Origin of the sequence: Streptomyces alanosinicus (genome assembly GCF_014650595.1) — a bacterium.
Classification (GTDB): domain Bacteria; phylum Actinomycetota; class Actinomycetes; order Streptomycetales; family Streptomycetaceae; genus Streptomyces; species Streptomyces alanosinicus.
The window spans coordinates 37,898-64,126 of record NZ_BMVG01000012.1; the positions used below are offsets into that span (position 1 = coordinate 37,898).

The 26,229-nt window shown below is 71.0% G+C and carries 25 protein-coding genes and 2 pseudogenes; 9 read left to right on the forward strand and 18 right to left on the reverse strand.

Annotation, left to right across the window (positions count from 1 at the left end):
- Positions 1-149 precede the first annotated feature (149 nt).
- Positions 150-2,213: an APC family permease gene (locus IE277_RS24050; RefSeq protein WP_189955737.1), complete on the reverse strand. Its 2,064-nt coding sequence runs from the start codon at positions 2,211-2,213 to the stop codon at positions 150-152.
- 160 nt (positions 2,214-2,373) lie between these two features.
- Between IE277_RS24050 and IE277_RS24055 the strand changes: the two genes are divergently transcribed.
- From IE277_RS24055 to IE277_RS24065, 3 genes are all read left to right on the forward strand, one after another.
- Positions 2,374-2,511 carry a hypothetical protein gene (locus tag IE277_RS24055; protein ID WP_189955739.1) on the forward strand — a complete coding sequence of 46 codons (138 nt, stop codon included), beginning with the start codon at positions 2,374-2,376 and terminating at the stop codon, positions 2,509-2,511.
- Positions 2,512-2,704: 193 nt separating this feature from the next.
- On the forward strand, positions 2,705-3,376 hold the full coding sequence (locus IE277_RS24060) for a potassium channel family protein (protein ID WP_189955740.1): 672 nt from the start codon (positions 2,705-2,707) through the stop codon (positions 3,374-3,376).
- Entirely contained in the window at positions 3,376-4,047 is a 672-nt protein-coding gene (locus IE277_RS24065) for a potassium channel family protein (protein WP_189955742.1), read from the forward strand. Before IE277_RS24060 ends, IE277_RS24065 begins: the two co-directional genes overlap by 1 nt.
- An 82-nt stretch (positions 4,048-4,129) precedes the next feature.
- On the opposite strand, the gene IE277_RS24070 is transcribed toward IE277_RS24065, so the two are convergent.
- From IE277_RS24070 to IE277_RS24105, 8 genes and pseudogenes are all read right to left on the reverse strand, one after another.
- Positions 4,130-4,897 carry a DUF3159 domain-containing protein gene (locus IE277_RS24070; protein WP_189955744.1) on the reverse strand — a complete coding sequence of 256 codons (768 nt, stop codon included), beginning with the start codon at positions 4,895-4,897 and terminating at the stop codon, positions 4,130-4,132.
- 3 nt (positions 4,898-4,900) lie between these two features.
- Positions 4,901-5,299, reverse strand: coding sequence for an OB-fold nucleic acid binding domain-containing protein (locus tag IE277_RS24075; RefSeq protein WP_076095565.1), 399 nt, complete (start codon positions 5,297-5,299; stop codon positions 4,901-4,903).
- Between the two features lie 87 nt (positions 5,300-5,386).
- Entirely contained in the window at positions 5,387-6,073 is a 687-nt protein-coding gene (locus IE277_RS24080) for a response regulator (RefSeq protein WP_189955746.1), read from the reverse strand.
- Positions 6,070-8,652, reverse strand: coding sequence for an ATP-binding protein (locus IE277_RS24085; RefSeq protein WP_189955748.1), 2,583 nt, complete (start codon positions 8,650-8,652; stop codon positions 6,070-6,072). The genes IE277_RS24080 and IE277_RS24085 overlap by 4 nt, the downstream gene beginning before the upstream one ends.
- 153 nt (positions 8,653-8,805) lie before the next feature.
- Positions 8,806-9,465, reverse strand: a pseudogene (locus IE277_RS24090) (ABC transporter ATP-binding protein).
- 129 nt (positions 9,466-9,594) lie between these two features.
- The gene (locus IE277_RS24095; protein WP_189955750.1) at positions 9,595-10,368 is read right to left on the reverse strand and encodes a DUF3710 domain-containing protein; all 774 of its coding nucleotides are present in this window, start codon (positions 10,366-10,368) and stop codon (positions 9,595-9,597) included.
- A 1-nt stretch (position 10,369) separates the two neighbouring features.
- A complete protein-coding gene (gene dut / locus IE277_RS24100; protein ID WP_189955753.1) occupies positions 10,370-10,921 on the reverse strand; it encodes a dUTP diphosphatase in 552 nt (183 codons plus the stop codon).
- The gene (locus IE277_RS24105; RefSeq protein ID WP_189955755.1) at positions 10,918-11,502 is read right to left on the reverse strand and encodes a PaaI family thioesterase; all 585 of its coding nucleotides are present in this window, start codon (positions 11,500-11,502) and stop codon (positions 10,918-10,920) included. The genes dut and IE277_RS24105 overlap by 4 nt, the downstream gene beginning before the upstream one ends.
- Before the next feature lie 168 nt (positions 11,503-11,670).
- Here IE277_RS24105 and IE277_RS24110 point away from each other — a divergent pair, with 168 nt between their 5' ends.
- Positions 11,671-12,135: a DUF3093 domain-containing protein gene (locus IE277_RS24110; protein ID WP_189955757.1), complete on the forward strand. Its 465-nt coding sequence runs from the start codon at positions 11,671-11,673 to the stop codon at positions 12,133-12,135.
- An 18-nt stretch (positions 12,136-12,153) separates the two neighbouring features.
- Here IE277_RS24110 and IE277_RS24115 read toward each other — a convergent pair whose 3' ends face one another.
- The 4 genes from IE277_RS24115 to IE277_RS24130 all read right to left on the reverse strand — a co-directional run bounded on the left by IE277_RS24115 (position 12,154) and on the right by IE277_RS24130 (position 15,709).
- A complete protein-coding gene (locus tag IE277_RS24115; protein WP_189955758.1) occupies positions 12,154-13,068 on the reverse strand; it encodes a hypothetical protein in 915 nt (304 codons plus the stop codon).
- A 13-nt stretch (positions 13,069-13,081) separates the two neighbouring features.
- Entirely contained in the window at positions 13,082-13,378 is a 297-nt protein-coding gene (locus IE277_RS24120) for a DUF4193 domain-containing protein (protein WP_005481602.1), read from the reverse strand.
- Between the two features lie 414 nt (positions 13,379-13,792).
- Positions 13,793-15,049: a sensor histidine kinase gene (locus IE277_RS24125; RefSeq protein WP_189955760.1), complete on the reverse strand. Its 1,257-nt coding sequence runs from the start codon at positions 15,047-15,049 to the stop codon at positions 13,793-13,795.
- 6 nt (positions 15,050-15,055) lie between these two features.
- A complete protein-coding gene (locus IE277_RS24130; protein ID WP_023546086.1) occupies positions 15,056-15,709 on the reverse strand; it encodes a response regulator transcription factor in 654 nt (217 codons plus the stop codon).
- 415 nt (positions 15,710-16,124) lie between these two features.
- Here IE277_RS24130 and IE277_RS24135 point away from each other — a divergent pair, with 415 nt between their 5' ends.
- Positions 16,125-16,298: a hypothetical protein gene (locus IE277_RS24135; protein ID WP_189955762.1), complete on the forward strand. Its 174-nt coding sequence runs from the start codon at positions 16,125-16,127 to the stop codon at positions 16,296-16,298.
- Between the two features lie 204 nt (positions 16,299-16,502).
- Here the strand turns inward: IE277_RS24135 and IE277_RS24140 are convergent, their stop codons facing one another.
- The gene (locus tag IE277_RS24140; protein WP_189955764.1) at positions 16,503-17,318 is read right to left on the reverse strand and encodes an inositol monophosphatase family protein; all 816 of its coding nucleotides are present in this window, start codon (positions 17,316-17,318) and stop codon (positions 16,503-16,505) included.
- 8 nt (positions 17,319-17,326) lie between these two features.
- Entirely contained in the window at positions 17,327-18,454 is a 1,128-nt protein-coding gene (locus IE277_RS24145) for a ferrochelatase (RefSeq protein ID WP_189955766.1), read from the reverse strand.
- 172 nt (positions 18,455-18,626) lie between these two features.
- Between IE277_RS24145 and IE277_RS24150 the strand changes: the two genes are divergently transcribed.
- Together IE277_RS24150 and IE277_RS24155 are read left to right on the forward strand one after the other, a co-directional pair.
- The gene (locus IE277_RS24150; RefSeq protein ID WP_189955768.1) at positions 18,627-19,865 is read left to right on the forward strand and encodes an MFS transporter; all 1,239 of its coding nucleotides are present in this window, start codon (positions 18,627-18,629) and stop codon (positions 19,863-19,865) included.
- Positions 19,825-21,153 carry a D-arabinono-1,4-lactone oxidase gene (locus tag IE277_RS24155; RefSeq protein WP_189955770.1) on the forward strand — a complete coding sequence of 443 codons (1,329 nt, stop codon included), beginning with the start codon at positions 19,825-19,827 and terminating at the stop codon, positions 21,151-21,153. The genes IE277_RS24150 and IE277_RS24155 overlap by 41 nt, the downstream gene beginning before the upstream one ends.
- On the opposite strand, the gene IE277_RS24160 is transcribed toward IE277_RS24155, so the two are convergent.
- A complete protein-coding gene (locus IE277_RS24160; protein ID WP_189955772.1) occupies positions 21,077-21,808 on the reverse strand; it encodes a hypothetical protein in 732 nt (243 codons plus the stop codon). The two genes, IE277_RS24155 and IE277_RS24160, sit on opposite strands and share 77 nt — an antisense overlap.
- A 493-nt stretch (positions 21,809-22,301) precedes the next feature.
- Between IE277_RS24160 and sepH the strand changes: the two genes are divergently transcribed.
- Positions 22,302-23,342: a septation protein SepH gene (gene sepH / locus IE277_RS24165; protein ID WP_189955774.1), complete on the forward strand. Its 1,041-nt coding sequence runs from the start codon at positions 22,302-22,304 to the stop codon at positions 23,340-23,342.
- A gap of 87 nt (positions 23,343-23,429) precedes the next feature.
- On the opposite strand, the gene IE277_RS24170 is transcribed toward sepH, so the two are convergent.
- Positions 23,430-24,281 carry a sulfurtransferase gene (locus IE277_RS24170; protein WP_189955775.1) on the reverse strand — a complete coding sequence of 284 codons (852 nt, stop codon included), beginning with the start codon at positions 24,279-24,281 and terminating at the stop codon, positions 23,430-23,432.
- A 320-nt stretch (positions 24,282-24,601) separates the two neighbouring features.
- On the opposite strand from IE277_RS24170, the gene IE277_RS24175 reads away from it, so the two are divergent.
- Positions 24,602-25,393: a VOC family protein gene (locus tag IE277_RS24175; RefSeq protein ID WP_189955776.1), complete on the forward strand. Its 792-nt coding sequence runs from the start codon at positions 24,602-24,604 to the stop codon at positions 25,391-25,393.
- A 265-nt stretch (positions 25,394-25,658) separates the two neighbouring features.
- Here IE277_RS24175 and IE277_RS47420 read toward each other — a convergent pair.
- A pseudogene (locus IE277_RS47420) lies at positions 25,659-25,844 on the reverse strand (transposase); the annotation flags it as partial.
- Positions 25,845-26,229: the final 385 nt, after the last annotated feature.

A 26,229-nucleotide genomic window follows, 5' to 3' on the forward strand; every position in this document is an offset into this window, starting at 1 on the left:
AGATCCAGAAAGGGAAACGGCCGCAAACCGGTGGGCCTGACAACAGCCCACCAGTCTACGGCCTCGCCGCCCCGGCTCAGTCCTCGCCGCCCCGCCTCAGTCCTCGGCGGCCGCGGCTCCCCCGGTCCGCAGTCCTCTGCGGAGACGGTTCAGTCCTTCGCGACCGACGGCTCCTTGGCCCGCTCCGCCGCCGGCCCCCGCCGGACGGCGCCCGGTGCGCTCCACTCCTGCCGCTTACGGGCACGCAGCTTGGCCGCCTCCGACGAGGCCAGCTGGTAGGGCACGGACGTGACCATCACGCCGGGCGTGAAGAGGAGGCGGCCCTTCAGGCGCAGGGCGCTCTGGTTGTGCAGCAGATGCTCGTACCAGTGGCCGACCACGTACTCCGGGATGATCACCGAGATCGCGTCGCGCGGGGACTCCTTGCGCAGGTTCTTGACGTACTCGATCACCGGGCGGGTGACCTCGCGGTACGGCGAGTCCAGCACCTTGAGCGGTACGTCGATGCCGCGCCGCTCCCACTCCTCGCGCAGCGCCTTGGTCTCGGCCGGGTCGACGTTGACGGTGAGCGCCTCCAGGCCGTGCGAGCGCATCAGCTTGGCGTAGGCCAGGGCGCGCAGGGTGGGGCGGTGGATCTTCGAGATCAGCACGACCGAGTGGACACGGGACGGGCGGACCAGGTCGTCGTCCAGGTCGTCGTCCGGCGCCTCGGGGGCCGAGATCTCGTCGGCGACGCGGTCGTAGTGCTTCCGGATCGCGGTCATCGTCGCGTAGAAGATGCACATGCCGAGCAGGGCCACCCAGGCGCCGTGCGTGAACTTGGTGACCAGGACGACGACCAGCACCAGGCCGGTGAAGAAGGCGCCGAACGTGTTGATCGCGCGGGAGCGGATCATGCGGCTGCGCTTGGCCGGGTCCTTCTCGACCGCCAGGTGCCGGTTCCAGTGCCGGACCATGCCGGTCTGGCTGAGCGTGAAGGACACGAACACGCCGACGATGTACAGCTGGATGAGACGGGTCGAGTCCGCGCCGTAGATGACCGTCAGCAGGGCCGCGGCGCCGGCCAGCAGCACGATGCCGTTGGAGAAGGCGAGCCGGTCGCCGCGGGTGTGCAGCTGGCGCGGCAGATAGCGGTCCTGGGCGAGGATCGAGCCGAGCAGCGGGAAGCCGTTGTACGCCGTGTTGGCGGCCAGGAAGAGGACCAGGGCCGTCGCGGCCGCCAGCAGCACGAAGAGGAAGCTGCCCTTGCCGAAGACGGCCTCGGCGACCTGGGAGATCACCGGGTTCTGCACATATCCGGAACCGATCGGCACGCCGCCCCGGATCAGGTCGGTGGCCGGGTTCTCGGCCATGCGGACCTTGGTCGTCATGGCGAGCGCGATGATGCCGCAGAACATGGTGACGGCGAGCCCGCCCATCAGCGCGAGCGTGGTCGCCGCGTTCTTCGACTTGGGCTTGCGGAAGGCCGGGACGCCGTTGGAGATCGCCTCGACACCGGTCAGCGCGGCACAGCCGGAGGAGAAGGCGCGCAGCAGCAGGAAGACGAGGGCGAAGCCGGCCAGGCCCTGGTGCTCGGCCTTGATCTCGTAAGCCGCCGTCGGAGCGCGCATGGTGTCGCCGAGGACCAGGCCCCGGAACGCACCCCACGCGATCATGACGAAGACGCCGCCGACGAACACGTACGTCGGGATCGCGAAGAGCTTGCCCGACTCCTTCACACCGCGCAGGTTCATCAGCGTGAGCAGGACGATCACGGCGGTCGCGCACAGCACCTTGTGCTCGATCACGAACGGGACCGCGGAGCCGAGGTTCTCGATGCCGGAGGCGATGGAGACGGCGACGGTGAGGACGTAGTCCACGAGCAGGGCGCTGGCCACGGTCAGGCCCGCTCTGGGGCCCAGGTTGGTGGTCGCGACCTCGTAGTCGCCGCCGCCGCTCGGGTACGCGTGCACGTTCTGCCGGTAGGAGGCGACCACGGTGAACATCAGCACGACGACCGCGACGGCGATCCAGGGGCTGAAGTGGTACGCCGACACGCCCGCGACGGACAGGACCAGCAGGACCTCACCAGGAGCGTAAGCGACGGAGGACAGCGGGTCGGAGGCGAAGACGGGGAGTGCGATGCGCTTCGGCAGGAGCGTTTCACCCAGCCGGTCACTGCGCAGTGCGCGCCCGATCAGGATCCGTTTGGGCACGTCGGTCAGTTTGGACACGACAGAGGATCGTACGGCTTCGAACAGGAACTGGCCCACCCGGTGTCCGACATCTGCCTCACGAGTGAAATCAGGGGCGTGCGGAACTGCGGATTCCGTGGTCCGCGCGCTCCCCGTGCCTAGATGGCAGACCCGCCCGTCATCGCACCTCGGAGGTCCCATGCCGGCGACCGCGGAGCTGATCGGGGCGACGCTCGCCCTTCTCGGCCTCGGAATCCTGACCCTGTGCAGCGTGCGCAGCATCACGCGGCGACGCCCGCCGCCGGTGATCACCCCGTTCGCCGACGCGGACCGCTGACACACCGTCGGCACGGACCGCTGACACCCCGCTGACACGGACCGCTGACGCTGCCCACACGCATGATCGCTGACCGTGATCACGGCGAACCGGCGCACGGGGGTGCCCACCCCCCGGCGCTCGTGTGTAGCTTTGGGCGTCGGTCTGAGACCCTGATGCTGAGCAGTAACTTTTGGACACCGGAAGGACGGTCGTGCACATCGTCATCATGGGCTGCGGAAGAGTGGGTTCCGCTCTTGCCCAGACCCTGGAGCAACAGGGCCACACGGTCGCCGTGATCGACCAGGACCCCACCGCCTTCCGCCGGCTGGGCCCCGGATTCGGCGGTCGCCGGGTCACCGGTGTCGGCTTCGACCAGGACACGCTGCGCGAGGCGGGCATCGAGGAGGCCGGTGCCTTCGCCGCCGTCTCCAGCGGTGACAACTCCAACATCATCTCCGCCCGGGTGGCCCGGGAGATGTTCGGCGTGGAGAACGTCGCGGCCCGTATCTACGACCCGCGCCGCGCCGAGGTCTACCAGCGTCTGGGCATCCCCACCGTGGCGACGGTGCGCTGGACCGCCGACCAGATGCTGCGCCGCCTGCTGCCGTCGGGTGCCGAGCCGCTGTGGCGCGACCCCACCGGCGGGGTCCAGCTCGCCGAGGTCCACGCCAGCGCCCAGTGGGTGGGCCACAAGATCAGCAAGCTGCAGGAGGAGACGGGCGTCCGCGTGGCGTTCCTGACCCGCCTCGGCGAGGCGATCCTGCCGACCTCGCAGACGGTTCTGCAGGAAGGCGACCTGGTGCACGTGATGATGCGGACCGACGACGTGGACAAGGTCGAAGCCGCGTTCGCCCAGGGTCCGGAAGAGGAGGGCGGTCACTGATGAGGGTCGCCATTGCCGGAGCCGGCGCCGTCGGCCGCTCGATCGCGGGCGAGCTGCTGGAGAACGGCCACGAGGTCCTGCTCATCGACAAGGCCCCGACCGCCATCTCGGTGGAGCGGGTGCCCCAGGCGGAGTGGCTGCTGGCCGACGCCTGTGAGATCACGTCCCTGGACGAGGCGGCGCTGCAGCGCTGCAACGTCGTGATCGCCGCGACCGGCGACGACAAGGTCAACCTGGTGGTCTCGCTGCTGGCCAAGACGGAGTACGGCGTCCCGCGCGTCGTCGCCCGCGTCAACAACCCCAAGAACGAGTGGCTGTTCAACGAGGCCTGGGGCGTGGACGTGGCCGTCTCCACCCCGCGCCTGATGTCCGCCCTCGTCGAGGAGGCGGTGAGCGTCGGCGACCTCGTCCGGCTGCTCCGCTTCAGCCACGGCGACGCCAATCTCGTCGAGCTGACCCTGCCCGAGGAGTCGGCCCTGGCCGGCACCCAGGTCGGCACGGTGGAGTGGCCCGAGGACACCTCCCTGGTCACGATCATCCGCGGCACCCGTGTGCTGACCCCCTCCAAGGAGGACTCCCTGGAGGCGGGCGACGAACTCCTCTTCGTGGCCGCGCAGGCCAGGGAGGAGCAGTTGGAGGAACTGCTGTCGGTGCGGCGGGAAGAGAGCTGACCCGGACGGAAAAGGGCGCCCCTGGCAGCAGGGGCGCCCTTCGTCGTCGTACGACCGCTGGCTACGTGTCTGCGGTCGCTGTCTACACGTCCCTGCGGTGCCGTCCGCCGGACGCGTCACCACCCTCGGCGGCCAGCGCGGCCTTGCGCTCCTCGGCCGCCTTCTCCTCCGCCTCCATCTCCGCGAACACGTCGATCGGCGCGGGCGCCTTCGCCAGGAAGACCCAGGTCAGCCAGACCGCCAGCAGGAACGGCGGGATCTTCAGGGCGACCAGGACCCAGCCGAGCCTGGCGGTGTCGGACCACCAGTAGAGCGGGAAGAGGACCGCGCACTTGGCGAGCAGGATCAGGCCCCAGGCCCAACTGGCCTTCGCATAGGCCTTCTTGCGACCGGGGTTGCGGGTGCGCCAGGAGAGGTTCTCCTTGAAGACCGGGCCGAGGATGAGGCCGATCAGCGGCACACCGGCGAGGGTGGTGACGATGTACGCCAGCGCCAGGCCCAGCGTGTAGAGCATGCCGGGGAGGTAGAAGTCCTTGGCGTTGCCGGTGAACATCGCGAAGACGACACCGAAGGCCACCCCGAACACACCGCTGAAGGCGTGCTTGACGGTGTCCTTCATGGCCAGCCGGACCACGACCAGGACCAGCGAGACGACCAGGGCGGCGATCGCCGCCACATGCAGGTTCTTGTTGACCGTGAAGATCGCGACGAAGAGCAGGCCCGGCACGACCGTCTCGACCATGCCGCGGACGCCGCCGAACGCCTCGAACAGGGCCGCCTCGGTCACCGCCCGGGCGTCGTCGGTCTGCGCCTGACCGGCTTCTTCGGTCGGCTTGTCGAGGGACGTCACCGGCTACTCCCGTCCGAGGGGTCGCAGTTCGTACTTGGGGTTGAACAGCACCCGGCGGCCCCGGCTCATGGAGATCCGGCCCGATGCGATCAGCTTGCGCCCCGGTTCTATGCCCACGATGGAACGCCTGCCGAGCCACACCACGTCGAGCGCGGCGGAGCCGTCGAACAGCTCGGCCTCCAGGGCCGGAACCCCGGCACGCGGACGCAAGGTGACCGTGCGCAAGGTACCAGTTACGGTGACGATCTGCCGGTCGTGGCAGTCGCCGATCTTCGTGCAGCCCGCCGTCTCGGCGTCCTCGCGCAGCTCCTCGGACTCCAGGTCCTCCTGCGACGAGGAGAGCCGGTCGAGCATGCGCCGGAACCGGCCGGCCGGCTTTTCGGAACGAGGAACAGCACTCATACCTGAAGCGTACCGGGGCACACCGACACCGCCGTAGCGCAGCTCACTTCCGGGTGGCTGCCCCGCCCGCCGCCGTGATCCCCCCGCTCACTTCTCGAACCGGTACCCCATGCCCGGCTCGGTGATGAAGTGCTTCGGGTGCGAGGGGTCCGTCTCCAGCTTGCGGCGCAGCTGGGCCATGTACACGCGCAGGTAGTTCGTCTCGGTCCCGTACGACGGCCCCCACACCTCCTGCAGCAGCTGCTTCTGGCTGACCAGCCGGCCGGTGTTGCGGACCAGGACCTCCAGCAGATGCCACTCGGTGGGGGTGAGCCGGACGTCCCTGCCGGCGCGGTTGACCTTCTTGGCGGCCAGGTCGACGGTGAAGCCCTCGGTCTCGACGGTCGTCAGATCGTCCTCGCCGGGCCCGACCGGCTCGGCCCGGCGCACGGCGGCCCGCAGCCGGGCCAGCAGCTCGTCCATGCCGAAGGGCTTGGTGACGTAGTCGTCGGCGCCCGCGTCGAGCGCCTCCACCTTCTCGTCGGAGGAATGCCGGGCGGACAGCACCAGGATCGGCACACGCGTCCAGCCGCGCAGGCCCTTGATCACCTCGACGCCGTCCATGTCGGGCAGTCCCAGGTCGAGCACGACCGCGTCGGGGTGGCGGGAGGCGGCGAGTTCGAGGGCGGTCCTGCCGTCGGGGGCCGCGTCCACCTCGTACTTGCGTGCCTTGAGGTTGATCACGAGGGCGCGCACGATCTGCGGCTCGTCGTCGACCACGAGCACCCGGGTCATAGGGTCTGCCTTTCTGGTTCTGCGAAGTCCTCCCCGGCGGGAGGTTCTGCTCCGGCCCGGCCTACGGGAGGCGGCTCGGGACGGCCGGCCGCCGCGCGGAGGCTGAGGACCATGGTGAGTCCGCCGCCCGGTGTGTCCTCGGCGTCGAGGGTGCCGCCCATGGCCTCCGCGAAGCCCCGGGCGACCGCGAGACCGAGCCCGACCCCGGCACCGCGCGGAGCGTCACCGTACCGCTGGAACGGCTCGAAGATGCGGTCCTTGGCCTCGTCCGGCACGCCCGGACCGCGGTCCACGACGCGCACCTCGACCCGGTCGGCCATGGCGCTGGCGGAGACCAGTACGGGCCGTCCGTACGGGCTGTACTTGACGGCGTTCTCCACCAGGTTGGCCACGGACCGCTCCAGCAGCCCGGGGTCGACCTCGACCATCGGCAGGGTCTCGGGGATCTCCAGCTCGACGCTGTCCTCGGGTACGCCGCCCAGGGCCATCGGAACCACCTCGTCCACGTCGATCTCACGGATCAGCGGGGTGACCGTGCCGGTCTGCAGCCGGGACATGTCGAGGAGGTTGCCCACGAGGTGGTCGAGCCGGTCGGCGCCTTCCTCGATGCCTCCCAGCAGCTCCGCCTGATCCTCCTCGGACCAGGCCACGTCGTCGGAGCGCAGCGAGGTGACGGCGGCCTTGATGCCGGCGAGCGGGGTACGCAGATCATGGCTGACGGCAGCCAGCAGGGCGGTGCGGATGCGATTGCCCTCGGCCAGTGTGCGGGCCCGGTCGGCCTCCTCCTGCAAACGCCTGCGGTCGAGGGCGACGGCGGCCTGCGCGGCGAAGGCGGCGAGCACCCGGCGGTCCTCGGCGGGCAGCACCCGGCCGGTGAGCCCGAGCGCCATGTGGTCGCCGATGGGCATGTCGACGTCGGCGTCCTCGGGCCGCTCCAGCGGGCGCCCGAACCCGGCGCGTCCGGCGCAGGTCCACGGCTCGACGTCGCTCGCCCGTTCCAGCAGCGCGGCCGACTCCATCCCGAAGGTCTCCCGGACCCGCTCCAGCAGCTCCTCCAGGCTGGTCTCGCCGCGCAGCACGTTCCCGGCGAGGAAGGAGAGGATCTCGGACTCGGCGCGCAGCCTGGCCGCCTGATGGGTGCGCCGGGCCGCGAGGTCCACCACCGAGGCCACCGACACGGCGACGCACAGGAAGATCACGATGGCGACGATGTTGTTCGGGTCGGCGATCGTCCACTTGTGCAGCGGCGGTGTGTAGTAGTAGTTCAGCAGCAGCGAGCCGAAGGCCACCGAGGCCAGTGCGGGCAGCAGGCCGCCGAGCAGGGCCGCCGCGACCGTGACGGCCAGGAACAGCAGCATGTCGTTGGCGAGGCCGACATCGACGGCGTTCAGCAGCACCGCCAGCGCGACCGGGCCGCCGAGCCCGACGAGCCAGCCCGAGATGATCCGGGTCCGGCCGAGCCGGGCGCCGCGGGCGACGGGCAGTCCGCGGCCCTTGGCGACCTCGTCGTGGGTGACGATGTGGACGTCGAGGTCGGGGCCTGACTCGCGGGCGACCGTGGAGCCGACGCCGGGCCCGAAGACGTACTGCCAGGCCTTGCGGCGCGAGGAGCCCAGCACGATCTGGGTGGCGTTCACGCCGCGCGCGAAGTCCAGCAGGGCTGCCGGTATGTCGTCGCCGACGACATGGTGGAAGGTGCCGCCGAGGTCCTCCACGAGGGTGCGCTGGACGGCCAGCTCCTTCGGCGAGGCCGAGGTGAGGCCGTCGCTGCGGGCTATGTAGACGGCGAGCACCTCGCCGCCCGCGCCCTTCTCGGCGAGGCGCGCGGCACGCCGTATCAGGGTGCGGCCCTCGGGGCCGCCGGTCAGCCCGACCACGATCCGCTCGCGGGAGCCCCAGATCTTGGAGACCCGGTGCTCGCTGCGGTAGGCGTTCAGGTACTCGTCGACCCGGTCGGCGACCCACAGCAGGGCCAGCTCGCGCAGGGCGGTGAGGTTGCCGGGCCGGAAGTAGTTGGACAGGGCCGCGTCGACCTTGTCGGGCTTGTAGATGTTGCCGTGCGCCATCCGGCGGCGCAGCGCCTGGGGCGACATGTCGACCAGCTCGATCTGGTCGGCCCGCCGTACCACCTCGTCCGGGACGGTCTCCTGCTGCCGCACCCCGGTGATCGACTCCACGACGTCGCCGAGTGATTCCAGGTGCTGGATGTTGACGGTGGAGATCACGTCGATGCCGGCGGCGAGCAGTTCCTCGACGTCCTGCCACCGCTTGGCGTTGCGCGAGCCGGGGATGTTGGTGTGGGCGAGTTCGTCCACCAGGGCGACGGCGGGCGCCCGGCGCAGTACGGCGTCGATGTCCATCTCGCTGAAGACCGTGTCCCGGTACTCCAGCTGCTTGCGCGGCATCTGTTCCAGGCCGTGCAGCATCACCTCGGTGCGCTGCCGCGCGTGGTGCTCCACGAAGCCCACGACACAGTCGGTGCCCCGCTCCACGCGGCGATGTGCCTCGGAGAGCATGGCGTAGGTCTTGCCCACGCCAGGTGCCGCGCCGAGGTATATCCGAAGCTTGCCGCGTGTCATGGCTCCATTGTCTTCCCGTAACTGCTGCCTACGCAGCGTCGACCTTACGGCCACCATTCGCGGCAAAGGGGGACAGGGGGTGGGCAGGGGGCAACTTTGACACAACCCTGATGAGCCGCCCGCCCCGCCGGACACCCCTGCCGAACTGCTGGTTCAGTGCTCGACGAGCTCGCCGTCGCGCAGTTCCAGCACCCGGTCGGCCAGGTCCAGCAGGGTCGCGTCGTGGCTGGCGACCACAGCGGACGGCGGACCGTCCGGCTCGGCCGCGGCCGGCTCCCCGCCGCGGACGACGGCCCGCAGCAGTTCCATGACGGCGGGCCCGGTCCCGGCGTCGAGCCGGCCGGTCGGTTCGTCGGCGATGAGCAGGGCCGGGCGGTTGGCGAGGGCATGGGCGACGGCCACCCTCCCCGAGTGCCTCAAGGGCCTGGGGGCACCCCCAGTGCTGGCCGCCGGACAGCTCGCCGGGCCGCAGTCCCGCGTGGCCGGCCGGCCCGACCAGGGAGAGCAGCAGCTCCACGCGTTCTTCGCGTTCACGCGGGCCGGCCCTGCGCAGCCCCAGCAGCTCGCTCTCCGCCGGCTCCCCCAGCTCCCGCCCGTCCACCTCGACCCGCCCCCGGTCGGGTGCGTCGAGGCCGCCGACGATGTTCAGCAGGGTGGTCTTGCCGGCTCCGGAGCGCCCCTTGAGCGCGACGAGTTCACCCCGCCGCGCTCAAGGGAGACCCCGCGCAGGGCATGGACGGCGGCCGGAGCCCGCCCGTAGGACTTGTGGACGTCCTCGACCCGCACCATGACGTCGGTCACCACGTGTGCCATGTCGCCTCGCCGGTCCACCGAGCGCCAGTATGACGCGCCCTCCCCGGGGGACGCCCCCCCTTGGCGCGCGCCACGAGAAAACGGGCCGTACCCCTCGAAGGTACGGCCCGTCCCCAGCTGCTGTAGCCGTCAGCGCACCTCGGTGATCTCCGGTCCACGCTGCAGCTGCCCCATGCCGCCGGAGAAGCGCGAGCCCTCCTCCTGCTGGACGCCCTCGGGGACCATCTGGGCGTCGTTGGGCAGCTTCAGGACGATCGGGTCGCGGGGCGCCATCGGGCCCTCACCACGGACGACGACCGTGTCGCGGAAGATCTGCTCCAGCAGCCCGGCGGCCTGCGGCTGCACCGCGCCCTGGCCGGAGATCACCCCGCGCAGGAACCAGCGCGGGCCGTCCACACCGACGAACCGTACGACCTGGAAGCCGCCGGTGCCGTCCGGCAGCTGCACCGGCACCTGGGCGCGCAGTTCCCAGCCGAGGGTGCCCTCGACCTCGTCGACGATGCCACCCTGCTGGGTGATGCCGGAGGCGATCTCCTCGCGGACCTCACCCCAGATGCCCTCGCGCTTGGGCGCGGCGAACGCCTGCAGCTGCACGGCGCTGTCACGCAGCACGACGGTCGCGGCGACGATCGCGTCACCGGCGACCTCGACCCGCAGCTCCATCCCGTCCACGCCGGGGACGAACAGGCCGCCGAGGTCCACCCGGCCCTCGGCCGGGTCGCGCACCTCGGTGCTGTCCCACGGTCCGTCGGGCCGGGGCTCGGGCTCCAGCCGGACGCGCGCGCGCTCGCCCTCTTCCACTGCCTCTTCCTCGTCCGCCTCGGTGCCGACGCTGTCGACGACCTGCTCGGCCTCGCCGGCCGCGTCCTCGGCGGCACCCTTCTTGTTGCGACGTCCGAACACGTCACTGTCCTTCCCGGTCGGATACGACCGAAGCGTATCGATTCCCACCCGTCGAACCGCCATCGGCGGCCCGACCGCTTGTGCCGCTCTCGTCGCCCACCGCGGCATGGCCACCGGTGGACCCGAAGCCCCCTTCGGCCCGCGCCGAGCCGGGAAGTTCCGCCACCTCCTGGAAGCGGACCCTCTCGACCTGCTGGACGACCAGTTGGGCGATCCGGTCGAAGCGCTCGAACCGCACGCTGTCGTGCGGGTCGAGATTCACCACGATCACCTTGATCTCCCCACGGTACCCGGCATCAACCGTCCCCGGGGCATTCACCAGGGCGACACCGCAGCGGGCGGCGAGGCCGGAGCGAGGATGTACGAAGGCCGCGTACCCCTCGGGCAGGGCGATCGACACCCCCGTGGGCAGGACGGCCCGTTCGCCGGGCTTCAGCTCGCACGGCTCGGTGGTGCGCAGATCGGCCCCGGCGTCCCCGGGGTGCTCGTACGCCGGAAGCGGTACGTCCGGATCAACGCGCCGGAGCAGCACGTTCAGGGGGTCACGGCTCACGGGTTCACCTCGAAGGCGCGGGCACGGCGGAGCTGGTCCGGGTCGCTCATGGCGGCCTGGATCTCCTCCTGGCGGCCGTGGTCGATGAAGTGGTCGACCTTGACCTCGATGAAGAGGGCCTCGGCCCGGACGGCGACGGGTCCGTCGGGGCCGCCGATGCGGCCGGTGGCGGCGGAGTAGATCTTCCGCCCGGCGACGGCGGTCACCTCGGCCTCCAGATGCAGCACGGTGCCCACCGGGACCGGCCGCACGAAGTCGGTCTCCAGCCGGCCGGTGACGGCGATGGTGCGCAGCAGCCAGTTCAGCGAGCCGAGCGTCTCGTCCAGGGCCGAGGTCAGCACTCCGCCGTGGGCGAGGCCCGGGGCGCCCTGGTGGGCGGGCTGGACGGTGAACTCGGCGGTCAGCGCGACCCCTTCGCCGGCCCGTGCCTCCAGGTGCAGCCCGTGCGGCTGCCCGGGACCACAACCGAAACAGTGTTCGTAGTGGGCACCCAGAAGTTCCCCGGGCGCGGGCGCGTCGGGGTGCCGTACCGGTTTCACCGCGTCGGCGGGAGGCTGAAGACGTGCGGAACTACCACTCACAGCCGCAGACCTTACCCGCCCACCCGTCACCCACCACCGCCCTGCTCGACAGCGCTCCGCACTGACACCCCTTGCCCACCCGTCACCCACCACCGCCCTGCTCGACAGCGCTCCGCGCCGCCCGCCCCGACTCCGGCCGACCGCGGATCCCGTGCCAAGCTTGGCCCCATGCAGCTCTCCGCCACCCCCTACGAAGAACGCCTCACCGCCCCGCGCTCGTGGTGGCTGATCAGCTTCCTCGTGGGCGTCTCGTGCGCCCTGATCCTGCTCCCCTTCGGCACCCTGCCGCTGCTCGGCGGCCTGGTGGGCGGTACGGCCATGGCGGCGGTGGTCGCCAGCGCGTACGGCTCCCCGCGCATCCGTGTCGTCGGTGACTCGCTGATCGCGGGCGAGGCGAAGATCCCCGTGTCGGCGCTGGGCGGGTCCGAGGTGCTGGACGCGGAGGAGGCCCGCGCCTGGCGGACGTACAAGGCGGACACCCGCGCCTTCCTGCTGCTGCGCGCCTACATCCCCATGGCGCTGAAGGTGGAGGTCACGGATCCGCAGGATCCGACGCCGTACCTGTACCTGTCGACGCGGGAGCCGGAGCGGCTGGCGGCGGCGATCGAGGCGGCGCGCAAGGCGAACGCCTAGAGGCCTTGTGGGGAGCGGCTAGAGCCCTTCGGGGAAGCCGCGCACCGGCAGCGGCTCCGCCGGTTTCTCCAGCGGCGGAAGCTCCGCCAGCTCCGCCCAGGGGACCTGGATCGTGCGCAGGTCGGCCCGGACATGGGCGGCGAGCCTCTTGGTGTCCCGGCGGTTCATGACCGCGCCGACCGCCGCGCCCACCATGAACGGCATGAGGTTGGGCAGGTCACGGACCACGCGCTTCATGATCTGCTGACGCAGTTCGCGCTTCATGTGGCCGCCGAGTGCCACGTCGTACGTCGACGGCTTCAGCACGTCGATCCCGCGCTCCCCCGACCAGGAGGACAGATACGCGGTGCTGCGGGTCTTCAGGTTCCCCGGCGGGCGTACGCCGTAGACCTCGTGGAGTTCGGCGACGAGCTTCAGCTCGATCGCGGCGACCCCGGTGATCTCCGCGGCCAGCTCGGTCGGCATGGCCGGCGGCACGGGCAGCATCGCCGCCGCTCCGATCCCGGCTCCCACCGTCGAGGTGGCGGCCGCCGCGCCCGCCACGAGCTTGTCGGCGAGTTCTTCGGGCCCGAGGCCCGGGAACTGCCGACGCAGGGTGGCGAGGTCACGTACGGGCACACGCGGGGCGATGTCGATGATGCGGTCCGCGAGGTAGGACAGACCCGCGCGGGCCCCGCTGCCGCCCCTGCGGACCCCTTCCCGGGCCAGCTCCCGGGCTTTGTCACGCATCACCGCAGCCCGTCGCCGAGCGACGGGCGCGGGCTGCGTCACCGGCACCGGATGGTCAGCCCGGTCGGTCGCCGGTTCGAACGGGGCCACCGCTCCCGGTGAGCCCCGCTCGTCGTCACGCGCGTCGTGCGAGCCGTCGGACGGCTCTTCGTCCGCCTTTCCCAGGGAGAAGCGGCGCTTCCTCGGAGGGGTCGAGCCAGTCATGGCCGACCCGACCTCAGTCGCAGTCGCGGCAGATCGGCTGACCGTTCTTCTCACGGGCCAGCTGGCTGCGGTGGTGCACCAGGAAGCAGCTCATGCAGGTGAACTCGTCCTGCTGCTTGGGCAGCACCCGGACGGCCAGCTCCTCGTTCGAAAGGTCGGCGCCGGGCAGCTCAAGGCCCTCTGCGGCCTCGAACTCGTCGACGTCCACCGCCGAAGTGGACTTGTCGTTCCGCCGAGCCTTCAGCTCTTCCAGACTGTCCGAGTCGACGTCGTCGTCGGTCTTGCGTGGAGTGTCGTAATCGGTTGCCATATCGCTCTCCCCCTCTGGGTGTCTGCGGTGTCTCCAGCGCACGTAACGCGTGAGAGGCCGGACTTGTGCCCGACCTGAGGCGGAGATTTTGCCTCACATCAAGGTCTGTTACTCAATCGACACCCAATCCGATCTCTCAAGAGTGATCGACTTGGATGGCGCTGAGGACCGTACACGGTTCGAATGTCGCACCTCAAAGGCGCCTCACCGTGTACTTCCCGTGATCAAGAGCCCTGAAAACCAGGACTTTCCCGGCTTTCCGGCATGTTTCATGATCACGGAGAGTACATGGCCGAAAATCCGTCCATGTGATCGATCACACAACTGGAAGCCCATTCGGCGGCTGAAAAATTCCGCGCGAAGCGAACATCCCTCGCGTGTGTCGACCCCGGATCACTACGGCCTGGTTGCCTTTCACAGCGGCAGAGTGACCCGCATCACGAGACCGCCGCCCTCGCGGGGCTGCGCCACGATGTGGCCGCCGTGCGCGCGGGCCACGGACCGGACGATGGACAGGCCGAGGCCCACACCCTTGTCGCTGCCCGTACGCTCCGTGCGGAGCCGCCTGAAGGGCTCGAAGAGGTTGTCCACCTCGTACGCAGGCACCACCGGACCGGTGTTCGTGACCGTGAGGACAGCCTGCCCGTGCTGGACCTCTGTGTCGACCTGAACCCAGCCGGCCTCGGCGACGTTGTAGCGCACCGCGTTCTGCACCAGGTTCAGGGCGATCCGCTCCAGCAGCACGCCGTTGCCCTGCACCACGGCGGGCTTGCGCTCGCCGCGGATCTTCACGCCCTTGGCCTCGGCCTCGGCGTGCACCTGGTCGACGGCCTGGGTGGCGACCTCGGCCAGGTCGACCGGCCCCCGCTCGACGATCTGGTTGTCGCTGCGGGCGAGCAGCAGCAGGCCCTCCACCAGCTGCTCGCTGCGCTCATTGGTGGCCAGCAGGGTCTTGCCGAGCTGCTGCAGCTCCACCGGGGCGTGCGGGTCCGAGAGATGGACCTCCAGCAGCGTGCGGTTGATCGCGAGCGGGGTGCGCAGCTCGTGCGAGGCGTTGCCCACGAAGCGCTGCTGGGCGGTGAAGGCCCGCTGCAGCCGCTCCAGCATGTCGTCGAAGGTGTCCGCCAGCTCCTTCAGCTCGTCGTCCGGGCCGTCCAGCTCGATCCTTCGGGACAGGTCGGAGCCGGCGACCTGGCGGGCGGTGCGGGTGATCCGGCCCAGCGGGGACAGCACCCGGCCGGCCATCGCGTAGCCGAAGGCGAAGGCGATCACGGCGAGGCCCAGCAGGGCCAGCAGCGAGCGGCTGAGCAGGTCGTCCAGGGCCGCCTGACGCTGCTGGTCCACGCAGTGTGCGATCGCCTCGTTGAAGTCCGACAGCGGCAGCGTGCTGGAGTTGATCGCGGTGATCGCCGGGCAGTTGTCGCTGGAGACCCGGATGTTCGTCCCGCCGATGATCTTGAACAGCGGCTGGTTGCCGGTGCTGATGGCCTGTGCGGCCAGCAGGTAGATGATCGACAGCAGCAGGATGCCGGCGATCAGGAACATGCCGCCGTACAGCAGGGTGAGCCGTATGCGGATGGTGGGGCGCAGCCACGGGAAGGGGGGCTGTGCCCTCCTGGGGTCCCAGGTGGGCTTCGGCGGGGCCTGGGGCGCTGCGGGTGTCGCGGCCATGGCGGATCAGATCCGGTAGCCGGAGCCGGGGACGGTGACGATCACCGGTGGCTCGCCGAGCTTGCGGCGCAGGGTCATCACCGTGACGCGCACGACGTTGGTGAACGGGTCGGTGTTCTCGTCCCAGGCCTTCTCCAGCAGCTGCTCGGCCGAGACGACCGCGCCCTCGCTGCGCATGAGCACCTCCAGCACCGCGAACTCCTTGGGCGCGAGCTGGATCTCCTTGCCCTCGCGGAAGACCTCGCGACGGTTGGGGTCGAGCTTGATCCCGGCGCGCTCCAGGACGGGCGGCAGGGGCACGCTCGTACGGCGGCCGAGAGCGCGCACGCGCGCGATCAGCTCGCTGAACGCGAAGGGCTTGGGCAGATAGTCGTCGGCGCCGATCTCCAAGCCCTCGACCCGGTCACTGACGTCGCCGGAGGCCGTGAGCATGAGCACGCGCGTGGGCATGCCCAGCTCGACGATCTTGCGGCAGACGTCGTCGCCGTGCACGAGCGGGAGGTCGCGGTCGAGGACGACCACGTCATAGTCGTTGACGCCGATGCGCTCCAGGGCGGCCGCACCGTCGTACACGACGTCGACGGCCATGGCCTCCCGGCGCAGTCCGGTGGCCACCGCATCGGCGAGCAGCTGCTCGTCCTCGACGACGAGTACGCGCACGTCGCAAGTCCTTCCTCTGTCCGCCCGCGGGGCGCGGCGTGCGCGCGTGCGGGCAGGGGTGTTCGTGGGGTGTGACCTCCATCCTGCCCTTTTCAGCCGTAAGTCGGCTGTAAGGCGGGTTGCGGGCCGCATGGATCCGCGCTCCGGGGGAGGAATACGAGATTTTCTCCTCCGGTTGAGGTTTCCGGGCAGGGGAGCCAGGGGAGGACGGCTTTACACCCCGCGATCACGCTCTGCATGTGCCGCAGCACCATGCGGTACATGGCGATCCGCTTCGGCAGAGTGGACGCGGGTGTCCGGCACCGTCGCCGCCCGGCAGGGCAGCGCTGGGCACCTGTGAGAGATGTGATCGCCCCTTTCCCAACCGGCACACCCCCGTGCCACCGACCCACGACCCTGGACGAGGGGGCGCAGCATGGACGCTTTCACCGCAGGACTTCTGCAGCGCATAAGGGCGACCGAGTCCGACCTGTCGCGGGCTCGCGACGAGGGTGACGACTTCCTTGTCGAGGTGGAGCAGGCAGAGCTCGACGACCTGCGACGCCTCGCCGCCGAACACGGTGTGGAGGTCGGCGCGCACCGCGTCTGATCGGCCCGTAGAGCGCACCAGCGGGACCCCCGGCGAATCCAGCGCCGGGGGTCCTGCGCGTTCCGATCCTCTTCCCGGCCGCGACGGCCCTCAGACGCGACAGCTCTCAGACACGACGGCCCTCAGACACGACGGTCCTCGGACTCGACGGCTCTCAGACACGACGGCGGGAACCGGCGGTGTCGAACCCGACTCGACTCCCGCTCAGTCGTGCCATGCCCCGAACTCCTCCAGCAGGCCCTGCAGCGGCTCGAAGACGCCCGGCGACCCGGCGACGGTGAGATCCCGGGACGGACCTTCCCCGTGCCGGCCGCCGACCAGCGCACCGGCCTCCCGGGCGATCAGGTCACCGGCGGCGAAGTCCCATGCGTTGAGCCCCCGTTCGTAGTACCCGTCGAGCCGGCCGCAGGCCACGTCGCACAGGTCGACCGCCGCCGAGCCGCTGCGCCGGATGTCCCGCAGCAGCGGGATCAGCCGGCCGGCCACCTCGGCCTGGTGGGCGCGGACCTCGGCCACGTAGTTGAAGCCGGTGGAGACCAGGGCCTGGTCCAGCGGGGGCGCGGGGCGGCAGGCGAGCGCCCGCTCGCCCTCCCAGGCACCGGTGGCCCACGCGCCGCCACCGCGCACGGCGTGATACGTCTCGCCGCGCATCGGAGCCGCGACGACCCCGGCGACCGTCTCGCCGTCCTGCTCGGCCGCGATGGACACCGCCCAGGTCGGCAGGCCGTAGAGGTAGTTCACGGTGCCGTCGAGGGGGTCGATCACCCAGCGGATGCCGCTGGTGCCCTCGCTGGAGGCGCCCTCCTCGCCGAGGAAGCCGTCGTCGGGACGCCGGCCGGAGATCAGGTCGGTGATCAGTTTCTCGGCCGCGATGTCCATCTCGGTGACGACGTCGATCGGGCTCGACTTCGTCCTCGCCACGGCCAGGTCGGCCGGGCGGCCGTCCCGCAGCAGCTCTCCGGCCCGGCGGGCGGCCTCCTGGGCCAGCTCCAGCAGTTCCCGGTGCAGGGCGTCGGTCACGGGGCTCCTCATGCGTAGGGGCTGTCGGCACCGGCGGCGGCCGGGCGCGGGGCGCGGGCCGGGCAGCAGCCGACCGGGCAGAGGTTGTGGGACGGGCCGAGGGCACCCAGTGCGCAGGGGGTGACCTCCTGGCCGCGCTCCACGGCGGCGCGCTCGGTGATCAGCTCGCGCACCGCGGCGGCGAACCTCGGGTCGGCGCCCACGGTGGCCGAGCGGCGCACGGGCAGGCTCAGTTCCGCGGCCTTGGCCTCGGCCTCGGTGTCGAGGTCGTAGAGGACCTCCATGTGGTCCGAGACGAAGCCGATGGGGGCCATGACGACGGCCGGGACGCCCGCCGCGTGCCGCTCCTCCAGGTGGTCGCAGATGTCCGGCTCCAGCCACGGGATGTGCGGGGCGCCGGAACGCGACTGGTAGACGAGGCGCCAGGGGTGGTCGATGCCGGTGCGCTCACGGACCGCGTCGGCGATCAGCTCGGCCACGTCCAGGTGCTGTTCGACATAGGCGCCGCCCTCGCCGTGGGCCTCGACGGGGCCGGAGGTGTCGGCGGCGGAGGTCGGGATGGAGTGCGTGGTGAAGGCGATGTGGGCGCCCGCGCGGACGTCCTCGGGGAGGTCGGCGAGGGAGCGCAGCACGCCGTCGATCATGGGCTCGACGAAGCCGGGGTGGTTGAAGTAGTGCCGCAGCTTGTCGATCCTGGGCGGTTCGAGACCCTCGGCCCGCAGCGTGGCCAGTGCGTCGGCGAGGTTCTCGCGGTACTGCCGGCAGCCCGAGTAGGAGGCGTAGGCGCTGGTGGTGAGGACCAGGATGCGGCGGCGGCCGTCGGCGGCCATCTCGCGCAGGGTGTCCGTCAGATACGGCGCCCAGTTGCGGTTGCCCCAGTAGACCGGCAGGTCCAGGCCGTGTTCGGCGAAGTCCTTGCGCAGGGCGTCCAGCAGGGCGCGATTCTGGTCGTTGATGGGGCTGACCCCGCCGAACAGGAAGTAGTGTTGCCCGACTTCCTTCAGGCGTTCCTTCGGAATGCCGCGCCCGCGTGTGACGTTCTCCAGGAAGGGGACCACGTCGTCCGGGCCTTCGGGGCCGCCGAAGGAGAGCAGGAGCAGGGCGTCGTACGGGGTGGCATCGAGCGCGTCTGGCATGTCTCGATCCTGCCACCCGCCTCTGACAGCCGGGGAACAGCAGGGTGACGAGTCGGGTTCCAGTGGGTTTAGCCCGGTTTTTCCCGCCGTCATCCGGGGTGCAATTAGGGTCACCTAACTCGTAAGCTGTATCAGCCGCATTCGCGCCTTACCGAGCCGTCCCGGAGACCACGTGCCCAGCCCCTACAGAGCCCTGTTCGCCGAGCCCGGCACCAAGGCGTTCTCCGTCGCGGGATTTCTCGGCCGGATGCCGCTGTCGATGATGGGCATCGGCGTGGTCACGATGGTCTCCCAGCTGACCGGGCGCTACGGACTCGCGGGCGCGCTGTCGGCCACCATCGCGCTGGCCGCCGCGGCGATCGGACCCCAGATATCCCGGCTGGTCGACCGGCACGGACAGCGCCGGGTGCTGCGCCCCGCGACCCTGGTGGCGCTCACGGCGGCGGCCGGGCTGCTGCTCGCCGCGCACTGGTCGTGGCCGGACTGGGTGCTGTTCGTGTGCGCGGCCGGGATCGGCTCGGTGCCGAGCCTCGGCGCGATGGTCCGGGCCCGCTGGGCGGCGCTGTACCGGGGCACCGAGAAGCTGCACACCGCCTACTCGTTCGAGTCGGTCGTCGACGAGATCTGCTTCATCTTCGGCCCGATCATCTCCATCGGGCTGTCCACCGTCTGGTTCCCGGAGGCCGGGCCGCTGCTCGCCGCCTGTTTCCTGGCGGCCGGCGTCTTCTGGCTCACTTCCCAGCGCGCCACCGAGCCGGCGCCGCACCCGCGCGAGCAGCACGGCGGTGGTACGGCGCTGCGCTCGGCGGGGCTGCAGGTACTGGTGGGCACTTTCGCGGCGACGGGCGCGATCTTCGGATCGGTGGACGTGGTCACCGTCGCCTTCGCCGACGAGCGCGGCCACAAGGGCGCGGCGAGCGTCGTGCTGGCGCTGTACGCGGCCGGTTCCTGCGTGGCCGGGGTGGTCTTCGGACTGCTGCGCTTCGCCGGAGCACCGGAACGCCGCTGGCTACTGGGCGTGGCGGCCATGGCCGTGAGTATGATCCCCCTCCTACTGGTCGGAAACCTGCCGCTTCTGGCCGTGGCGCTGTTCGTTGCGGGGCTGTCCATCGCACCGACGATGATCACGACGATGTCCCTCATCGAAGAGCACGTACCTCGCGCGAAGCTCACCGAGGGCATGACCTGGGTGAGCACCGGCCTCGCGGTCGGGGTCGCGCTCGGCTCGTCCGTGGCCGGCTGGGTCATCGACGCGGCCGGGGCGCGGGCCGGGTACGGGGTTCCGGCCGTGTCCGGGGCCGCCGCGGTCGCGGTGGGTTTCCTCGGGTACCGCCGGCTGCGCAGGCCGGCCGCGGGTCGGGGAGGCACCGTTGAGCAGCACGGCGAACGGGAAGAACGGCACCTGGCGTAACTGGGGCGGTAACGTCTCCGCCCGGCCCGCCCGGCAGGTCGCGCCGGCGTCCGTGGAGGAACTGGCCGCGGCGGTGCGCCGGGCCGCCGAGGACGGCCTGAAGGTGAAGGCGGTCGGGACCGGGCACTCCTTCACATCGATCGCCGCGACCGACGGTGTATTGATCCGCCCTCAACTGTTGACCGGTATCCGCAATATCGACCGAGAAGCCATGACCGTCACGGTCGAGGCCGGCACTCCGCTCAAGCGACTCAACGCGGCGCTGGCGCGCGAGGGTCTGTCGCTCACCAACATGGGCGACATCATGGAGCAGACCGTCTCCGGGGCCACGAGTACCGGCACGCACGGCACGGGCCGTGAGTCCGCCTCCATCGCCGCCCAGATCAAAGGCCTCGAACTCGTCACGGCGGACGGTTCGGTGCTCACCTGCTCCGAGAAGGGGACCGAGGAAGAGCGCGCGGTCTTCGCGGCCGCCCGCACAGGCCTCGGCGCCCTCGGCATCGTCACCGCGATCACCTTCGCCGTGGAGCCGCTGTTCCTGCTGACCGCGCGCGAGGAACCGATGCCGTTCGATCGGGTTCTCAATGAGTTCGATCAACTGTGGGCGGAGAACGAGCACTTCGAGTTCTACTGGTTCCCGCACACCGGCAGCACCAACACCAAGCGCAACAACCGCAGCGCCGGACCCGAGCGGCCCGTGGGACAGGTGGCCGGCTGGATCGAGGACGAGTTCCTCTCCAACGGTGTCTTCCAGGTGGCCCAGTGGGTCGGCCGCGCCGCCCCCGCGGCCGTCCCCGCCATCGCGCAGATCTCCAGCAAGGCCCTGTCCGCACGGACGTACACGGACATCCCGTACAAGGTGTTCACCTCGCCGCGCCGGGTGCGTTTCGTGGAGATGGAGTACGCCGTCCCGCGCGCCGCCCTGGTGGAGACGCTGCGCGAGCTGAGGACCATGGTGGAGCACTCGGGGCTGCGCGTCAGCTTCCCCGTCGAGGTGCGCACCGCCCCGGCCGACGACATCACCCTGTCCACCGCCTCCGGCCGGGACAGCGCCTACATCGCCGTCCATATGTTCCGGGGCACGCCGTACCAGGCCTACTTCACCGCGGCCGAGCGGATCTTCACCGCGCACGAGGGCCGGCCGCACTGGGGCAAGGTGCACACCCGGGACGCCGAGTACTTCGCGCGCGTGTATCCGCGCTTCGGCGAGTTCACTGCGCTGAGGGACCGCCTTGACCCGGAACGGCTGTTCCAGAACGACTACTTGCGGAGGGTTCTGGGGGCGTAGGCGTCGTGGCGGACCCGCTGGGCGTGGGGGTCGGCGACGGGCTCGGGCCGTCGCTCGGTTCCCCGCCCGGGGAGTCGCCGGGCGTCGGGGGCGGCGTGCTGTGGGCCGTACCACCGCCTGAGTCGGGCGTGCCTGCGGGGGGCGACGCGCCCGAAGGAGGCCGTGTCTCATCGGACTTGGCCGGGGAGTCGGGGGTGGAGGGGGACGAGCGCCGTCCGGTGAAGGCGTCACCGACCGTCGTCCCCGCGCCGCCGCTGAAGGTGCTGTCGGACACCAGCTCGTACGTCGTGATCCCGGCCATGGTGACCCCGAACACCAGGGCTGCCGCGACCACCGGCCGCCGCCAGCTCCTGAGACGCGCACGGTAGACGGTGCCCTCGGTGAACTCGCCCGGCGACAGTGGCACTTGGTGATCAGCGGGGCGAGGCGTGACCGTCGCCTCCTTCAGCTGCTCCCCGGTCCGCTTGAAGAAGTGCTGGAACAGCGTGCCCCCGCAGGTGGCGACGATGCTGACGACTCCCGCGCCGAGGATCGTGCCGTACACCCCGAAGTACGAGGCCAGTTTGGCCGCCACGACCGCCGCCAGGGCGCTGCCCGCGACCTGGGGGACGCTCAGGTCGATCCGTTTGCGACCCTGATCGGGCGTTTCACGCATACCCGGAACTTCCCTGCCTTCCCCGTACTTGATCGACATTGGCCAACCGACTGCACGAGATAGGGACGTACAGTCGAAACCATTAGTTCCGTTTCTGGGGATTACGTGAACTTCGCCACGTTCATGATCGGCAAAACCGGTTGCCAGAGGCCGAGTCGACACCCTTGTCGCCACTCTTACGAGAAGTTGGGCGGCGCGCCCATCCACGCACATGGTCCAAATGGAGTACTGTTGCGAGCCCTGGGTCCGGTCTCCCACCAGGGTGTCCGCGGCCTTGCAGGACCGCCGGGAGGGGGGCTAGTTGCACAGGGTGATGGAGTTGGTCACTTTGCGTTGCGAACAGGTAACCGTGCCATAACGGCGACCCAGGGCCCGCGCCCGACACGCCGGGCAACTCGGCAAGGTTGTGGCAGGCTGCACCCGGGCAGGCCACACTCGACTAGCGGAAGCAGCGACGCACGTGACGTCGGCAGGCACCACCCGGGAGGTCCCCATGCCCGAACTGCGTGTCGTGGCCGTCTCGAATGACGGCACACGGCTGGTGCTCAAAGCTGCCGACTCAACGGAGTACACGCTTCCGATCGACGAACGTCTCCGCGCCGCCGTGCGCGGCGACCGGCCGCGCCTCGGCCAGATCGAGATCGAGGTCGAGAGCCATCTGCGCCCGCGCGACATCCAGGCGCGTATACGTGCCGGTGCCACCGCGGAAGAGGTCGCCCAGCTCGCCGGCATCTCCGTCGACCGGGTACGACGCTTCGAGGGCCCCGTGCTGGCCGAGCGCGCCTTCATGGCCGAGCGCGCCCGCAAGACCCCCGTGCGCCGCCCCGGCGAGAACTCCGGTCCGCAGCTCGGCGAGGCCGTCCAGGAGCGGCTGTTGCTGCGCGGCGCCGACAAGGACTCCGTGCAGTGGGACTCCTGGCGCCGCGACGACGGCACCTGGGAGGTCCTCCTCGTCTACCTGGTGGCGGGCGAACCGCACTCGGCGAGCTGGACGTACGACCCGCCCCGGCGGCTCGTACAGGCCGTGGACGACGAGGCGCGCTCGCTCATCGGCGAGTCCGACGACCTCGCCGTGCCCGAGCCGAGCTTCCCGTTCGTCCCGCGCATCGCCCGGCTCCCGCGCGAGCGCTCGATGGACCGGGCGCTCGACCGGAGCGAGCGGGAGCGGCCGAGCCTGCCCGCGCAGTCGTCCGAGCCCGCCGAGGAGAGCACGGGCGAACGCGACTCGCTGACCAGCCTGTTGGAGGCCGTACCGAGCTTCCGGGGCGACCTGGTCGTTCCGGAGCGCCCGGCGGAGACGCCGGAGGAGCCCGCCGAGGAACCGGCGGCCGAGGAACCACCGGCCCCCGCCGCCTCAGCCGGTTCGGCCTACGCGGACGTCCTCATGCCCCGCTCCGTGGGCAGCCACCGCGACCGGCTCATCGGCGCCACCGACCGGCAGGCCGAGGCCGACGGCGTCCGCCCCGGCCGCCGTGCCGCGGTGCCGAGCTGGGACGAGATCGTGTTCGGCACGCGCCGCAAGAAGCAGGAGTAAGCGGCCGCACGGAAACGGAAAGTGGGGGCACGCGTGCGTGCCCCCACATCCCTGTGCCGTCACGGCGAAGCCGCCGCCCGGCTGCCGCTACTGCGGATCCGCGCCCACCGCCACCGGCCGGGACGGGTCCGAGGACCACTCGGACCAGGAACCGACGTACAGGGCCGCCGGAATGCCGGCCACCGCGAGCGCGAGGACCTCATGGGCGCCGGACACGCCCGATCCGCAGTACACGCCCACCTCGGTGTCCGCGGACACGCCGAGGGCCTTGAAGCGGTCCGCCAGCTCCGCCGCGGGCAGGAAGCGCCCGTCGGTGTCCACGTTCTCCGTCGTCGGCGCCGACACCGCGCCCGGGATGTGCCCGCCGACCCGGTCGATCGGCTCCACCTCACCGCGGTACCGCTCCCCCGCCCGCGCGTCCAGCAGCACGCCCGCGCGGGCCAGCTCCGCGGCCCCGTCCGCGTGCAGCAGCCCCGCGGCGGCGGGCGCCGGGTGGAAGTCGCCCTCGGCCGGCTCCGACACCCGCGTGGACAGCTCGCCCCGCCAGGACGGCAAGCCGCCGTCGAGGACCCGTACATCCGGGTGACCCGTCCAGCGCAGCAGCCACCAGGCACGCGCGGCCGCCCAGCCCTGACCGCCGTCGTACACCACGACCGGCCGGCCGGCCGACACACCCGCTCGGCGCATCGCGGCACCGAACTCCGCGAGGTCCGGCAGCGGATGCCGGCCGTGTTCGCCGGGCGCGCCGGCCAGTTCCCGGTCCAGGTCGACGAAGACCGCGCCGGGGATGTGCCCGGCCGCGTACTCGGCCCGCCCGTCGAAGGCCGGCGCGCCCGCCGCCTTCGCCGTGCTCAGCTGCCAGCGAACGTCCAGCAGTACCGGCGGGCGGCCTCCGGTCAGCTCTTGTGCGAGTTCGGTTGCGGTGATGATGGCTCTCATGGCGTCCATCCATACGCCAGGGGTGGCCGCGGCGTCCAGGTCCGACTACTCTGCTCGGCCGGACAGGCTCGATCACGAGGCGTATGGGATCGAGCACGTGCTGTACAGCCGACGGACATCCGCCGGCCATCGTCAGGAAGTGGCGAAAGACGGCAGATCGGGCATCCTCCCGGAGGTACCGCCGGGCGGCGGCGCGGCATCGCAGGCGGCGTCGTGAAGGATGCCGGCACCGGCACGGGCGTACCCGCCGCCGGCGTGGACACCCCTTCGGGGAGCGGAAGCGACACGGCCACCGCGAGGGGCCGGGGAGAGAGTGATCGATGACCGAGGCACGGGAGCCGGCCGGGCCGCACGCGCGGCGCGCGCCCGGCACACCCTGCTGGGTGAGCCTGATGGCGCACGGGCTGTCCGCCACCGAGGAGTTCTACGGTGAGCTGTTCGGCTGGGAGTTCCGGCCGGGCCCGCAGCAGCTCGGCCCGTATGTGCGGGCGCTGCTCGACGGGCACGAGGTGGCGGGCATGGGCCAGCTGCCGCCGGACCGCCGGCTGCCGCTCGCCTGGACGCCCTACCTCGCCTCGGACGACGTGGACCGGACGGCGGAAGCGGTACGGCTGTGCGGCGGCACGGTGGCGGTCGGCCCGCTGGACGCCGCCGAGGCCGGGCGGATCGCCATCGCCGCGGACCCCTCCGGGGCCGTCTTCGGCATCTGGCAGGGCGCCGCGCACCCCGGCACCACGATCACCGGCGTGCCCGGGACGCCGGCGTGGAACGAACTGGTGACCTTCGAGACCGAGAGCGTCTCCAAGTTCTACGCGACGGTGTTCGGCTATGAGCGCGAGCCCGTGGTGTCCGCCGACTTCGACTATGTGACCCTGCTCCTCGGCGGCCGTCCGGTGGCCGGACTGCACGGCGTGGGCCATGGCCTGCCGCGTGACCGCGGACCGCACTGGAAGACGTACTTCGAGGTCGCCGACGTCGATGCGACGGTGCTCCAGGTCGCGGATCTCGGCGGCCAGGTCGTCCGGCGGCCGCAGGACAGCCCGCACGGGCGGGTGGCGACGGTGGCGGACCCGGAGGGCGCGGAGTTCTCGGTGATCCAGAACCCGCACTGAGCTTGACTCTGTCGGGGGCCTTGACGGTCGAGGTCGGCTGCCGGGGGTTCGCCGGGACTTCGGCCGGGGGATTCCCTGCTGGTCCAGGAAGGTCTGGAAGGCGGTCGGCGGTCTCGGGGAAGAGGTTTCCTCGGTCACTGACCGGCCGCTGAGTCGTTCGCGCACCGCGGCCAGGCAGTGGGTGGAATCGGTGCGCTGCGTGGTGCGCACGGAAATCGGCCAGGACACTGTGGCGGAACCCCGGACCGTCCAGCTCCATGGCCATGGCGTATTTGAAGTCGATCCGGCAGCGGACCGCCTCGGCGGCCTGCCGGTCGGACAGGCCGAGCAGGAACTGCAGCACGCAGACGGTGGCCAGTTGAGCAAGCGAGAGGCCCGGACGCCCGTCGCGTGGGTACCAGTCGGCGAAGTCCCGTCGTGCCACAGCCCGTCCAGCCGGTAGCGCACCCATATCGCCGTCGTGCCGCCCGGGTTGCTCGCCCGCGCGACCTGCGCGGTCACAGGCGGGACTCGCTCACCGGAACGCGGGCGGAGGGACAATGGGCACCTCGGCAGCTGCATCGGTCATCGGAACCACCCGAGCATGCCTGTCGACCATGCTGCCGCACCCGAAACTCCGAGATCCCCGACAGAATCAAGCCAGCGCCGCGAATTGTGTCCACCGCCGGCCATGGAGGCTGCTTCGTTGTTGGTCCTCGCGGGTCACCTGACGCCGCGCTGCGCCTACGACGCCGTCAGCGCCGCGGCACGGACCGCCATGGACCTGCCCCGGACGCCGATCGAGGCCGGAGCTCCCCCGGAACTGCCGGTGGTACGGGCGGATACCCTGGCCGACG

Coding starts and splice junctions, on each gene's coding strand:
- IE277_RS24055 (WP_189955739.1), top strand. CDS start 2,374: ATGCCGGCGACCGCGGAGCTGATCGGGGCGACGCTCGCCCTTCTCGGC.
- IE277_RS24065 (WP_189955742.1), top strand. CDS start 3,376: ATGAGGGTCGCCATTGCCGGAGCCGGCGCCGTCGGCCGCTCGATCGCG.
- IE277_RS24075 (WP_076095565.1), bottom strand. CDS start 5,299: ATGAGTGCTGTTCCTCGTTCCGAAAAGCCGGCCGGCCGGTTCCGGCGC.
- IE277_RS24080 (WP_189955746.1), bottom strand. CDS start 6,073: ATGACCCGGGTGCTCGTGGTCGACGACGAGCCGCAGATCGTGCGCGCC.
- IE277_RS24085 (WP_189955748.1), bottom strand. CDS start 8,652: ATGACACGCGGCAAGCTTCGGATATACCTCGGCGCGGCACCTGGCGTG.
- IE277_RS24110 (WP_189955757.1), top strand. CDS start 11,671: ATGCAGCTCTCCGCCACCCCCTACGAAGAACGCCTCACCGCCCCGCGC.
- IE277_RS24115 (WP_189955758.1), bottom strand. CDS start 13,068: ATGACTGGCTCGACCCCTCCGAGGAAGCGCCGCTTCTCCCTGGGAAAG.
- IE277_RS24120 (WP_005481602.1), bottom strand. CDS start 13,378: ATGGCAACCGATTACGACACTCCACGCAAGACCGACGACGACGTCGAC.
- IE277_RS24125 (WP_189955760.1), bottom strand. CDS start 15,049: ATGGCCGCGACACCCGCAGCGCCCCAGGCCCCGCCGAAGCCCACCTGG.
- IE277_RS24135 (WP_189955762.1), top strand. CDS start 16,125: ATGGACGCTTTCACCGCAGGACTTCTGCAGCGCATAAGGGCGACCGAG.
- IE277_RS24145 (WP_189955766.1), bottom strand. CDS start 18,454: ATGCCAGACGCGCTCGATGCCACCCCGTACGACGCCCTGCTCCTGCTC.
- IE277_RS24160 (WP_189955772.1), bottom strand. CDS start 21,808: ATGCGTGAAACGCCCGATCAGGGTCGCAAACGGATCGACCTGAGCGTC.
- sepH (WP_189955774.1), top strand. CDS start 22,302: ATGCCCGAACTGCGTGTCGTGGCCGTCTCGAATGACGGCACACGGCTG.
- IE277_RS24170 (WP_189955775.1), bottom strand. CDS start 24,281: ATGAGAGCCATCATCACCGCAACCGAACTCGCACAAGAGCTGACCGGA.
- IE277_RS24175 (WP_189955776.1), top strand. CDS start 24,602: ATGACCGAGGCACGGGAGCCGGCCGGGCCGCACGCGCGGCGCGCGCCC.